This is a genomic window from Embleya sp. NPDC059213, from assembly GCF_042754445.1.
In the GTDB taxonomy this organism is placed as follows: Bacteria; Actinomycetota; Actinomycetes; order Streptomycetales; family Streptomycetaceae; genus Embleya.
This window is the reverse complement of record NZ_JBHZAV010000053.1, coordinates 1-12,803: the sequence shown is the minus strand read 5'-3', so window position 1 is coordinate 12,803 and position 12,803 is coordinate 1. Positions and strand designations below refer to the sequence as shown.

At 70.6% G+C, this 12,803-nt stretch carries 8 protein-coding genes; 3 read left to right on the top strand and 5 right to left on the bottom strand.

What is annotated here, in order from left to right; genetic code table 11:
- Positions 1–21 precede the first annotated feature (21 nt).
- Genes ACFXMF_RS20830 through ACFXMF_RS20815 form a run of 4 tightly spaced genes read right to left on the bottom strand, consistent with a single transcriptional unit; the run spans position 22 to position 4,457 of the window.
- Positions 22–804 carry a CDP-alcohol phosphatidyltransferase family protein gene (locus ACFXMF_RS20830; RefSeq protein WP_360319258.1) on the bottom strand — a complete coding sequence of 261 codons (783 nt, stop codon included), beginning with the start codon at positions 802–804 and terminating at the stop codon, positions 22–24.
- Positions 782–1,852: an iron-containing alcohol dehydrogenase family protein gene (locus ACFXMF_RS20825; RefSeq protein WP_360319256.1), complete on the bottom strand. Its 1,071-nt coding sequence runs from the start codon at positions 1,850–1,852 to the stop codon at positions 782–784. The genes ACFXMF_RS20830 and ACFXMF_RS20825 overlap by 23 nt, the downstream gene beginning before the upstream one ends.
- Positions 1,840–2,619 (bottom strand): sugar phosphate nucleotidyltransferase, encoded by a 780-nt coding sequence (locus ACFXMF_RS20820; RefSeq protein ID WP_379988293.1) that lies wholly within the window; start codon positions 2,617–2,619, stop codon positions 1,840–1,842. Before ACFXMF_RS20820 ends, ACFXMF_RS20825 begins: the two co-directional genes overlap by 13 nt.
- Positions 2,616–4,457 carry a DUF5941 domain-containing protein gene (locus ACFXMF_RS20815; RefSeq protein ID WP_379988307.1) on the bottom strand — a complete coding sequence of 614 codons (1,842 nt, stop codon included), beginning with the start codon at positions 4,455–4,457 and terminating at the stop codon, positions 2,616–2,618. The genes ACFXMF_RS20820 and ACFXMF_RS20815 overlap by 4 nt, the downstream gene beginning before the upstream one ends.
- A gap of 503 nt (positions 4,458–4,960) precedes the next feature.
- Here ACFXMF_RS20815 and ACFXMF_RS20810 point away from each other — a divergent pair.
- Together ACFXMF_RS20810 and ACFXMF_RS20805 are read left to right on the top strand one after the other, a co-directional pair.
- Complete coding sequence (locus ACFXMF_RS20810; protein ID WP_360319252.1) at positions 4,961–7,729, top strand: CDP-glycerol glycerophosphotransferase family protein; 2,769 nt, start codon at positions 4,961–4,963, stop codon at positions 7,727–7,729.
- A complete protein-coding gene (locus ACFXMF_RS20805) occupies positions 7,726–8,880 on the top strand; it encodes a glycosyltransferase (RefSeq protein WP_360319250.1) in 1,155 nt (384 codons plus the stop codon). Before ACFXMF_RS20810 ends, ACFXMF_RS20805 begins: the two co-directional genes overlap by 4 nt.
- A 31-nt stretch (positions 8,881–8,911) precedes the next feature.
- Here ACFXMF_RS20805 and ACFXMF_RS20800 read toward each other — a convergent pair whose 3' ends face one another.
- Entirely contained in the window at positions 8,912–10,345 is a 1,434-nt protein-coding gene (locus ACFXMF_RS20800) for a DUF6056 family protein (protein WP_379988292.1), read from the bottom strand.
- Positions 10,346–10,682: 337 nt separating this feature from the next.
- Here ACFXMF_RS20800 and ACFXMF_RS20795 point away from each other — a divergent pair, with 337 nt between their 5' ends.
- Positions 10,683–12,788: a PIG-L family deacetylase gene (locus ACFXMF_RS20795; protein WP_360319246.1), complete on the top strand. Its 2,106-nt coding sequence runs from the start codon at positions 10,683–10,685 to the stop codon at positions 12,786–12,788.
- The last annotated feature ends 15 nt before the right edge of the window (positions 12,789–12,803 follow it).

The following is a 12,803-nucleotide window of genomic DNA, read 5'->3' as shown; positions in this document are numbered from 1 at the left end:
GCCCCTGGGCAGCCGCGGCGGTCACCGGAGCCTGCTCGACATGAGCACGCTGATCAGGTGCAGCACGGTCTGCAGGAGCGCGATGGCGGCGAGCGCGCCGACCGCGATCCTGCTGTACAGCAGGCCGCCGTCGTCGAGCACCAGGTCGAGCAGACCCGCCAGAAGCAGGAAGATCGACGCCTCGACGGCGCCGACCAGGCGGTGGAACTTGAGCGAGGCGACCAGCTTGCGGGCCGAGGCGGCCCCCGAGGAACGCGGCACGGCGGCCGCGTCCTGCACGGGCGGCAGGCCGCTCTTGGCCCGGGCGCCGTCGACCAGGTCGGTCTCCGACTTGATCAGGATCGCGCCCAGCGCGGCGACCACGCCCAGCGTCGCGTAGCCGTTGAAGCCACCGCCGTCCAGGACGCCGGCGGCGTGCAGGCCGGCGCCGGAGAGCAGCGCCGCCTCGGAGAGGTAGTGGCCGACCCGGTCGAGGTAGACACCGGTGACCGAGGTCTGCCGGCGCCAGCGGGCCACCTCGCCGTCGACGCAGTCGAGCAGGAGGTAGAGCTGCACCAGGATCAGCGCCGCGAGCGGGCCGGCGATCCCGGGCAGGATCAGCGCGGCGCCCGCGGCGATGCCCGCGAGGATCATCATGTAGGTGAGCCCGTTGGGCGTCACCCGGGTCCCGACGATGCGTCGGGTGACCTGGAGGGAGATCTGCCGCATGTAGATGCGCCCGGCCCAGTGTTCGCCACTGCGCCGGTCCAGCAGGCCCTCGGGGTGTACGACCGAGCGAAGCTCAGCCGCCGTAGGTGTGGACATATTCGGTCACCGAATCCCGGATGGCGTCATTGTCGAGGTCGAGATGTTCGAGGATGGTGAAGCGTCCCGGACGGGTCTGGGGCGCGTGACTCACCGCCGCCACGAATTCGTCGATGGTCAAGCCGAGATGCTCCGGCACGACCGGCAGCTTGTGCCGATCGAGAGTGCTCGTCAAGAGCTTGGTCAGCTCGACGTCGCCGCGCAGGTACGTGGCGAACGCGGCACCCAGGCCGACCTGTTCGCCGTGCAGCCCGTCGTGACCGTCGCGCTCGCCGTAGAGCAGGTCGATCGCGTGCGAGATCTCGTGGCAGGCCCCACTGCAGGGACGCGTGGTGCCGGCCACGGACATCGCGATGCCGGAGAGTACGAGGCCCTCGGCCAGGGCCACGAGAAAGTCGTCGTCCTCGATCCCGCCCGGGCGGTGCAGTATCGAGTCGCCGGAGGTGCGGGCCAGCGCGACCGCCAGGCCGTCCACCGGCTCGCCGGTCTCGCGCTGGGAGAGCTCCCAGTCGGCGACCGCGCACAGGTTGGACAACGACTCGCCGATGCCCGAGCGCACGAAGCGCTGCGGTGCGGCGCGGACCAGGTCCAGGTCCACCACCAGCGCGATCGGGGTGGGCACGCCGTAGGAGCCGCGGCCGGCGTCGTTGTCCAGGATGCTCACCGGCGACGCGATGCCGTCGTGGGCGAGGTTGGTGGCGACCGCGACCATGGGCAGGCCCACGCGCGCGGCGGCGTACTTGGTCGCGTCCAGGACCCGGCCGCCGCCGAGGCCGACCACCGCGTCGTAGGCCCCGCCGCGCATCCGGTCGGCCAGGTCGACGGCGGCGGTCAGGGTGCCGCCGGCGACGCTGTACCACTCGGCGCCCGGCAGTTGCGGCGCGAAGCGTTCGCGCAGTCGCGTGCCGGAGCCCTCGCTGACCACCACCGCTATCCGGCCGGAGGTCGAGACCCGGCGGTCGGCCAGGATGGCCGCCAGGTCGTCGACCGCGCCCGCGCGGATGTCGACGGTGAGCGGGGTGGGAACCAGTCGGGTCAGTACCGGCACGCGATCTCCCGCGCGACCGTGAGGTCCTCGGTGGTGTCGATCTCGGTCCACGGCACCCGGGTGTCCGGCGCGCTGATCGGCTGCACGTCGACCCGGCCGCCCCGGTTCACCAGCTCCTGGTAGCCGTCCTCGTAGTAGAGCTGCGGGTCGCGCTCGAAGGTCGCCTGGAGCGACTCGATCAGCGCGGGCGCCGCGTGGCCCTCGATCAGCGTGACGCCGATGTACTCGCCGGCCGCTTCGGCCGGGTCCATCAGCTTGGTGATCCGGCGCATCCGGCCGTCCTCGCCGAGGGTGACCTTCATTTCCTCGTCGGCGAGCGGCTTGGCGGTGTCCAGGGCCAGGATGATGCCCTTGGCGCCGGACCCGGAGGTGTCGCGCGCGGCGAGCATCGTCTCCTGCACCGAGACCGGGTGCAGCGTGTCGCCGTTGGCCAGCAGCACACCGTCCGCGAGGTAGTCCCGCGCGCACCACAGGGAGTAGGCGTTGTTCCACTCCTCGGCCTTGTCGTTGTCGACCATGTGCAGCTTCAGGCCGTATCGGCTCTCCAGCACGCTCTGCCGGTCGCGGATCGCGTCGCCGCAGTAGCCGACCACGATCGCGGCCTCGGTCAGTCCGACCGTGGCGTAGTGCGACAGCGTGACCTCCAGGATCGACCGTTCGCTGTCCGGCGCACCGGGCGCGCCCACCGGCACCAGGGCCTTGGGCAGCGTGTCGGTATGCGGGCGCAGCCGGCGGCCGGCGCCGGCGGCGAGAACGAGGCCGATCATGAGAGGTCTCCAGTTCGATCGGAGGCAGCCGCGGCGGCGGCCTCCAGGGGGCGGTACGACGGCGTCGGGGCCGTGGGAGCCGGTCCCACCGGAGTGGCGTCCTCGATGTCCGGGCGCGCACCGCGCACCCAGAACGTGACGCTCTCGGTGAGCACGATCGCCGCGAGCACGACGGCCGTCACGATCAGGCCGGTGCGCAGGGTCCCCGAGCCCAGCGCGGCCAGCACGGTCACCAGGAGCACACGCCCCTCGTGACCCAGGACCAGCCACACCAGTGCCCGGGGCGGGGCCCCGTAGCCGCCACGCAGGCGGTACACCGTGTCGTAGTGATGGTAGGCCGTGGCCGCGACCAGGCCGAATGCCGCGCCCACCGCGGTGGGCGCCACCTTGGCGGCGAGGATGGTGATCGCGGCGTACTCCGCGGCGCGGAACACCGGCGGCACCACCCAGTCGAGCCGACGCACCAGCGGTCGGCCGATCGCCACCCCGGCGCACAGGGCGTACACCCCGGCACCGGCCAGGCCCCACCACTCGCCCGCACCGCCCGCGAGCAGGACGGCGAGCAGTGCCGCGGTGCCCAGCAGCGCGGCGGCGGGGGCGGGCACGCGCAGTCGCAGTCGGGCCACCGCCTCGGCGAGCGGGCCGCTGTCGGCGAGCGCGGCGAGGTGTTCGCCCACCTGCGGGACGAACGCGGCGCGGCGCGGCAGCGAGCGCAGGATCCGGCCCAGCGAGGTGTAGCAGGCGGCCAGCACGCAGCCGACGATCAGCACGACGAAGGTGATCCGCGGCGTGGTGGTCGCGGTGAGCACGGCGATCAGCGCCCAGCGCTCGCCGATCGGCAGGATGATCATCCGCCGGGCCCACACGGTCCAGCCGACCGAGTTCAACTTGCCGGAGAGCTTGGCGCCGGCGCCGCCGTCGGCGCTGTCGTCGTCCCCGCCGCCGATGCCGCGCCGGGTCTCGTTGAAGGCGAAGTCGACGATGTGTCGGGTGGTCATCACGACCATGGCGACCAGCGCGAGAGTCCACACGTCGTCGTCGTGCCGGGCCGCGCCCATGGCCAGGCCCGCGTAGACCGCGTACTCCTTGGCCCGGTCGAAGGTGGCGTCCAGCCAGGAGCCGATCCGCGAGTAACTCACCGCGTAGCGGGCGAGTTGGCCGTCGGTGCAGTCCAACACGAAGGACAGGTACAAGCCGAGCGCGGCACCGATGTAGCCGGCGCGGGTGCCGGTGGCGGCACCGGCCGCGGCGGCCAGCGCGACGAACAGCGAGGCGACGGTGACCTGGTTGGGCGTCAGCCCCCGGCCGGCGCACCAACGCGCGAGGTAGCGCGACCAGGTGCTCACCGCGAAGGTGGTGAAGAAGCCGTCGCGGGCCTTGACCGCCGAGTTCAGCCGGATGCGTTCCTCGTCCACGGCCGCCACCGCGGCCAGGGCCTGCTCGCGTTCGACGGGCCCGTGCGGGACGGCGGCGACCAGGTCGCCCAGCGGCACGACCCGTACCGACACGCGGCCGTCCGCGATCATGCGTTCGGCGATCGCGTCCGGCACGCTGATGTCGGCGGGCAGTCGGCCGAGTTCGGCGAGGACGCGGCCGGCCTCGGCCCGCGCGTCGCCCTCGACGACGAGCACGCCGGGCACGTGCGTGGCCGGGAAGCGGGTGTCCGCGATCGCCAGTCGCAGTGCGTGCCGATGCCCGACGAAGCGCTGATCGACCAGCGCGATGCGGTCGGTGTCGGCCGCGATCCGCGGGTCGAGCCCGGCCGCGGGCACGACCTGCACGTCGGGCACCGCCCGGGTCAGCGCGGCGAGTTCGGCGAGCAGCGCGGCCGGATCGATTCCGGCCGGGGAGGGCAACGATGTTGACGCCGTGATGACCAGTGCCGTGGACAGGCGCCATCACTCCTTACGAGCGGTCGCCGGAGCAACTTTGATGTCAAAGAGGTCGACGGGGCGCAGCCCCGGTCGAAACAACGAGACAGGCTAGCCGATCACGGGGAGCCTCGATACCGTCCGATCCGCCCCGCTCCATCCTGGCAGGCTCGCCCGCCGGGCCCGGCGCCGGGCCCGGGAAAAGCGGCCGCGCCGATGGAACCGGAATGCGAGTTCGACGCGTCTCCACCACGAGGCGCAGCGCTACCCGCCGGTGGGCGACATTCGCCCGGTGATCCGCCCGTTGGCTAGGATCCAGGCAACTCGTGCGTACATTTTTCAGGTACTTCCCCCCACTTCGTCACGATCGACCACCGCACCGGTCGGTCGACGAAGCGCCCTCAAGGCACAGCTCGAGTCTTTCGCACAACCCGGAGGCAGCCGCAATGTCATCACCCTCCACGCCAGACGTGAGCGTGGTCGTCATCGTTTACAACGACGCAGAACGGCTGCCCCGCGCAGTGCGTTCCGTGCTCGCGCAGACGTTGAACAGCCTGGAGGTGATCATTGCGGACGACTGCTCCACGGACACGACACCGGATGTGGCCCGGGAGCTCGAGGCGGCCGACCCGCGCGTGCGCTACGTCCGCCTGGAGCACAACAGTGGTGGCTGCAGCGCGCCGCGCAACCGGGGCATCGAGGTTTCCCGCGCGCCGTACGTGATGTTTTTGGACAGCGACGACGAACTGCCTCCGCACGCGTGCAAGAGCCTGCTGCTCACCCTGGAGAAGAGCGGCGCGGATTTCGCGACCGGCGATGTCGAACGTTACTTCGAGGCGACCGGGCGGACCGCCCTCTGGTATCCCGATCTCTTCCTCGAGGAAGAGGTGGTGCACGGGCTCCAGGAAAAGCCCGAGATGCTCTTCGACCACCTCTCCACGAACAAGATGTATCGCCGGGAATTCATCGAAGAGCACGGCCTTCGATTCCCGGTGGGAATCCACTACGAGGACCAGCTCTTCTCCGCGCAGGCGTTCTCCCTCGCCAAGAGCTTCGTCGTGGTCCCCTGGGTCGTCTATCGCTGGTACCTGGCCGCGGCGAACGAGAAGCTCTCGATCTCCAGCAGTCGACACAAGATGCAGAACGTCGTCGACCGGATGACGGTGGCCCGGCTGGTGGACGAGTTCTTCGTGCAGGCCGGGCAGAGCCGGGCGCTGAAGACCGCCAAGGACCACAAGTTCCTGCGCCACGATTTCCGGCTCTACCTGGGCGATCTCCCGCATCGGCCCAAGGAGTGGGTGGCCGGGTTCGCCGAGGCCACGGTGCCCTACCTGGCCACGCTCAACGACGAGGCGTACGCGCTGCTGCCGCCCGACGAGCGGATCTGCCTGTACCTGCTGCGGGCCGGGCGCCTGGAGGAGACCGTCGAGCAGGCCCGCATCCTGGGTCGCCCCAAGGTCGCCCCCCGCTATGTGACCCGGGCGGACGACCGCGCGTACTGGGGTCGCGTCGTGCCGGAGACGGCCGAGGCCCGGGAAAACCTGGACGTGACGGAACGCCACTACGAGAACCAGGTCTTCGAGACCGCGATTCTCCGGCACGAGGTCGAATCGTTCCGCACCGAGGGCACGGCTCTCGTCCTGCGCCTGCGCACCTACGACCCGGGCCTGCTCCTGGGCGATGAACCGGTGGAAGCCCGGGTGAATCTCGGGACCACCGGGCGCATCATGCGCACTCCGTTCCGGTTGCTCCCGGACGGTCCCGGCGAGTTCGCCGGCGAGGTCACCCTCGAACTGGCCGATGTGCCGCTGGGCATCAACGGTTTCGTGGGCCGGCGCCACCCCACCGTCACCCTTCGCCAGGGCGACCTGACGAACACGAACATCCTGCTCGGGCAGCTCGGGTTCACGCCGCTCGCCCGCCGGATCACCTACCGCCGGATCGAGCGGCATTCGGTCCGGATCGAGTGCGAGCCGGCCGGCGCGGGGCGCTTCCAGATCACCTGGGACCGGACGGGGGCCTTCAAGGAGGTCAAGCGGCTGGGTCCGATCCAGCGTCGGATCAAGCGCAAGGTCAAGGCCGCGCGCAAGAAGCTCAACAGCCACGAGAACAAGGCCACGATCTACCGGGCGCTGACGCGGCTGCCCGTGCGCAAGGGGCTCGTGCTCTTCGAATCGGTCGAGGGCAAGGGCTACTTGGACAACCCGCGCTACATCCACGAGGAGCTGGTGCGCCAGGGGCGCCCGGTCGACGTGGTGTGGTCGTACGCGGGCGACACCTCGACCTTCCCCGAGGGCGTCAAGCTCGTGCGGCGCGGAAGCTGGCAGTACGTGCACACGATGGCGCGCGCGCAGTTCTGGGTCGACAGCCACAATCTCCCGTCGATCTACGCCAAGCGGCCCGAGACGCACTACCTGCAGACCTGGCACGGCCAGACCATGAAGACGATGGGCTTCGACGTCCCCTCGCTGCGCAACGCGGCGGACGACGCGCAGTCCAAGCACCAGGCGATGGTGGATCGCTGGGACCTGTTGGTCTCGCCCAGCGAGGAGTTCGAGCGCACCTTCGTGCCGGCCAACAAGTACACCGGCGACCTGCTGCGCACCGGATACCCCCGGAACGACGTGCTGGTGCGCTGGGAGGAACCGGAGCAGTTGGAGCGGGCCCAGGAGGCCCGAAACCGGCTCGGCGTCCCGGACGGCGCGCGGGTGCTGCTGTACGCGCCCACCTTCCGCGACGGCGGACGCAACACCGGCTCCTCCATCCGCGTCGACCTGCGCGAACTGGTCGACAACCTGGACGACGACTGGATCATCGTGGTGCGCGCGCACTACTACGACCGATTCACCGTCCCGGCGGAACTGGCGCACGTGGTGCGCAACGGTTCCAATTTCCCGGATGTCAACGACCTGCTGCTGGCCTCGGACGCGCTCCTCACCGACTACTCGTCGCTGATGTTCGACTACGCCAACCTGCGCCGCCCGATCCTGCTCTTCGTCGACGACTACGAGAACTACAAGCACGGCGAGCGGGGCACGTACTACGACCTGGAGGAGATCGCTCCGGGCCCGATGCTCCGCGAGACGTCGGAGCTGGTCGACGTATTGCGTGATCTCGACCCTGTGGTCGAGGAATACGCGGAGCGTTACGAGAAATTCCACACGATGTTCTGTTCTTATGAGACCGGTCATGCCAGTCGGACCGTCGTGGACGCCTTCTTCGGTGAGGAACAGCAGTGAGGACCACCCGGACACGCCACGTCTTCTTCGTGGGTATCGACGTCGACTCGCTCGGAGGGTCCCAGCGGGTCATCCACACCCTGGCGCAGGGTCTGGGCGGACGCGGACATCGCGTCGAGGTGGTCGGCATCCGTACCGCCCCGGAGCCCTTCCGCTATCACGACGAGCCCACCTACGAGCACACCACGCTCTATCCGGACACTCCGGCGGCGGCCTGGCACGCCAAGTCGCTGACCGAGCGGCTCAGCCCGACCCGGAACCTGAGCGCCCGGCGCAACAAGGCGGCGCGCACCGAGGCCCGGGCCAAGCTCCAGGCACGCTTCGACGCCGTGCCCGAGGGCTTCGTCGTCTTCGGCTCGCCGTGGGCCGCGGACTGGGTCCTGCCGCTGCACTGGCCGCAGCTCAAGGGCATCGGCCAGTACCACGAGTCCTTCCTCCAGGCCCGCACCTCGGAGAACAAGGACCTGATCCTGCGGCACTACCCGCTGATGAGCAAGGCACTGTTCCTCAGCCAGGGCGACGCCGACGAGTTCACCCGGCTACGGCTGCCCAACGCGGGCGTGATGCCGAACCCGCTGTCGTTCTACCCGGACGCGGTGGCACCGGCGGGGACCCGGCGGGTGGCCGCGGTCGGCCGGCTGGAGGGCATCAAGCGCCTGGAACGGCTGCTGTGGGCCTTCGCCGAGGCCACCCGTGATGCGCACCAGGACTGGGAACTGCATCTGATGGGCGACGGGCCGCAGGAGGACTACCTGCGGGAAACCGCCGTCGAGCTGGGCATCGCCGATCGGGTGATCTTCCGCGGCCGGGTCTCGGACATGAGCCGGGCGCTGCGCGAGGTCGACATCGTCGCCCTCAGCAGCGAGAAGGAGGGGCGCCCGATGGCGCTGGCCGAGGCCGCCGCGTGCGGGGTGCCGGTGGTCAGCTTCGACCTCTCGGCCGGTGTCCGCGAACTCGTCGACGACGGTGTGACCGGCGTGCTCGTCCCGTCCGGGGACATGCCGGCGCTGGCCAGGGCGCTCGAACGGCTGATCGCGGATCCCGAACTGCGCTGCACCTACGGCAAGGCCGCACGCGAACACGTGCGGCCCTATGCCCTGGAAGCGGTGCTGGACCGCTGGGAAGACCTCTTCGACGAGATCGACCGCTGACGGATCGACGCCCGCTCGTGCGGTCCCGGAGTCACTTCCGGGGCCGCACGACCTCGTCCACCCGGTAGTAGCGGGCCACGCATCCCGCGGCCCAGTCCTTGGCCCGAGGCACCATGAAGGCTTCGGCCAGGCCACCGATCCGATGCGGATCGTAGGTCACCACCGTCGCCCCGCCCCGCACCTGGGCCCGAGTGCGCGCGTCCTCGGCGTCCCACTGTTGTGCCCGGGTGACCGTGGTCCTGGTCAGGTCCCGCATGACCCCGACCCACTCGACCAGGGACACGGCGCTGAAGACCGCCGCCGCCAGGGCGATCACCGCCAGGCCGGCGCGTCCGGCGTTGCCCCGTCGGGCCGCCAACGCCCGCAGCGCCACGCCCAGGCACACGCCCCACAGGCCGAGCACGACCAGGGTGGGGCCGAGGAAGTTGAGCCACGTACGGCTGTAGGACCACCCGCCGGGGCCGTAGCCCAGGCGCAGCGACAGGGTGACGCCGAAGCTGATCACCAGGAACATCGGCGCCGGCAGCACCAGGACCACGGCCTTGAGCCAGGTCGGCCCCGGCAGCAGGGGCCCGTCCGCGACCAGCCGTCGCGTCACCAGGCCCAGCAGGACGCCGATCGCGACCACGGCCAGATACGTCCACGTCGAGGTGATCGTGTCCAGCACCTTGAGCCACTCGTGATACCCGGACTTGAGCACCTTCGGGTCGAGCGCCGACTCCCCCGTGCCGGTCGCGGCCCGGCGCAGCTTGGCCCCGGGGGAGGTGTAGAGCAGACCCAGCCCGACCACGAGACCGACCAGGGCGGACACGTTCCACAGCAGTGCGAAGCGTTCCTTGCGGCGGATCGCGGCGGGCAGTGCCACCAGCGCGGCCACACCACACATGGCCAGCGAGACGACGGTGAACGGCTCACTGAGCATGCCGATGAACAGACCGACGACCCCGATCCCGATCACGGCCACCTGCCGGCGCTTGGGCGTCGTGGCGGTCAGGCACCAGAACAGGCTCCAGACACCGATCACGAACGGCAGGGTGTGCGAGATGGTGGCCGGCGCCCACAGCAGGGCCTGGTACGGGATCGGCATGGACAGGAAGACCGCGCACGTGGTGATCAGCGCGAGCAGCAGGTACACCGACGCGGGCGCCTCCCAGCCGAGCCGCGCCCACAGGGTGCGGTAGAGCAGGAACAGACCCGCTGCCAGGAACACCAACAGCAGCAGTGGCAGCACCTTGACGCCGGCGAGACCGTCGCCGTAGACCAGGCCGGAGACGAAGGCGTTGGAGACGCGGCCGTTCTGGGTGTTCCAGAAGTCGTCCATCAGGCCCCAGGTGCCCATGTCCCGGGCCTTCCACAGGACGCACCAGTCGTCCGAGCTGGGCCGCACGAAGAGTCCCAGGAACGCGCCGACCGACAACAGGATCCCGGCGACCGCCGCCCCCGTCAGAGCCCCGGCCCGAATCAACGTGGCGGTTGGGACGTGGGTTCCCGACGGGGATAGACCGAGACGGCGCACCAGCGACCCTTCCGAGGCGAACTACGATGATCGAGAGCGGGCCCAGGATACGGGCGGTCCGGGGGCCCGGCCGATTCGACGGGGGCCGCTGCGCCGGCTGCGGCGAAGCGGGCCACGGCTCGGCTCGTGCCAGACTAGCCATCGCCGCCAGGCGTTGGACCTTCGGACCCTGTGGAACCACGAACGCAGATTTCGAATCTGGTCATATAACCATGCCTCGATCTCCATACCTGCTCCGCACGCCGATCCGCCTGCGGTCTCTACCTCCACTGGAAGGCGCCGGTACGTGTCTCTCCCACGTCGTCTGAGCCGCGGATGGACGTTGGTCCCGATAGCCCTGGCCGTCCTGATCGGCATCGTGTTCCTGGTCCGTTCGCCCGGATCGTCGACCCCGTCGAAGGACGCTGCGGCCGCGCCCTTCCCCGAGGTCTACTCGCCGGACTTCCCGGGTGCGTACGTGCAGGTGGTGGCCCATCCCGATGACGACCTGTACTTCATCAACCCGGAGATCGAGAAGTCGATAGACCACGGCAGCGCGTCCACGACCATCTATCTGACCGCCGGCGAGGCCGACGGCTGGCGGGCGCCGTCGGGTTCGAAGCAGAAGTCGTTGGACCGCTCGCAGTACGCGACGGCCCGGCAGAACGGCCTGCGCCAGGCGTACGCGGAGATGGCGGCCGGCAACCGCAACGCCAAGTGGGAGCGCTCGACCCTGAAGACCCGGGTCGGCCTCGCCGAGGTGGACACGCTCGTGGCCAAGCCGCGCGTGCGCCTGGTGTTCCTGAACATGCTCGACGGCGGCGGGCATGTCGCGAAGGAGAAGCAGGTCGGTCTGCGGCAACTGTGGGAGGGCTCGATCCCGAGCATGCCCACCTTGATCCCGGCCGGCGGCCCGGTCAAGAACACCTACGCCTATACGAAGGACGCCCTGGTCGGCACGCTCACCGACCTGTACGCCCAGTTCGCGCCGACCAGTGTCCGCACCCTGGACCCGGATCCCGAGCCGCACGTCTACTCGCCCGAACCCGGCAAGGGTTACGTGGACCACCCGGACCACACCGCCGCGGCGCTCTTCGCCCAGGCGTCCCTGGCCGACTATCAGGGCCCGGGCAACTCGCGCCGCATCGTGGTCACCAGCTTCCGCGGCTACGGCAACGCCTTCTGGCCGAGCAACCTGGCCGCCGACGAGTTCAAGCGCAAGAAGTCGATCCTGGACATCTACGGCGGCGGCAACCCCGACCGCTGTTCGCTCGAATTCGGGTGTGGGGACCGGAACGTGGGCACGACCGCCGAGAAGTCGCTGTGGCCGCAGACCACCTACGCGCGCTACCCGGTCACGCCGACCTGGGCGGGCACCCTGCCGGACGGCCGGCTGACCGCGTTCGCGGTGCTGGACGGGCAGGTCAGCCAGTGGACCGAGAAGAAGGCGGGCAGCGGCACCTGGGGCAGCCCGGCCTATGTCGGCGGCGGCTGGCTGGCGCCCACGCTGAGCGTGGCCAAGACACCCGACGGCAAGCTGCGGCTGGTGGGTCTGCGGACCACCTTCGGCCCCACCGCGCCGACCCAGAAGCGCGAGATCGTGACCGCGACGCAGACCGAGCCGGGCGGCAAGTTCGGCCCGTGGTCGGTGATCGGCAACCCGGACGCGGCCGACCCGCAGCTCGCCCGCAACGTCGGGGTGCCCGCCGTGGCGGTGAACCAGGACGGCCGCATGTCGGTGTTCGTACGCAACGGCGGCCGCGGTTTGAGCAGCAGCACCGAACTGGCCAACGGCACCTGGGGCCCGTGGGCCAACCTGGGCGGCGCCGACCTCCAGGACGGCCTGGCCACCGTGACCACCCGCGCCGGCCGGATCGAGGTCTTCGCGTCGACCAGGGCCGGCATGGCGCGCTGGGCCCAGCCCAAGCCCAACACGGCGCTCGTGGCCGACCCGAGGTTCCGGGGGCCGGCGGTCTCCTCCGCCCCGACCGCGGTGATCGAGGCCGACGGCCGGATCGGCGTCTACGTCCGCAGGTCGCCCGACGGGGCGGTGATCGCGCTGCGCCAGACCGCGCCCGAGGGCGGGTGGGCGGCCGAGCCGCGCGACCTCGGTGTGCCGGGCGGCACCGGGACGGTCGCGGTGACACCGCGCGCCGACGGCAAGGTGGCCCTGGTCGTGCGCAACAACGGCGGCGGGGTGAGCAGCGCGGTGGCCGCGCCGGACCGGGACGCGCTGCCGCTGCGCTGGAACGACGACGGTCGCTACGTTCCGTACACCCCGCTGGCCGCGACGGACTCGACCGGTCGCACCGTGTTGCTGGCCCTGGGTCAGGACGGGCGCATGCTGGTCACCAGGCAGCAGGACCCCGTCGCCGCCGCACCGTTCGGCAATTGGCTGCCGATCGGCAACTAGCGGCGCGGTCGGTGT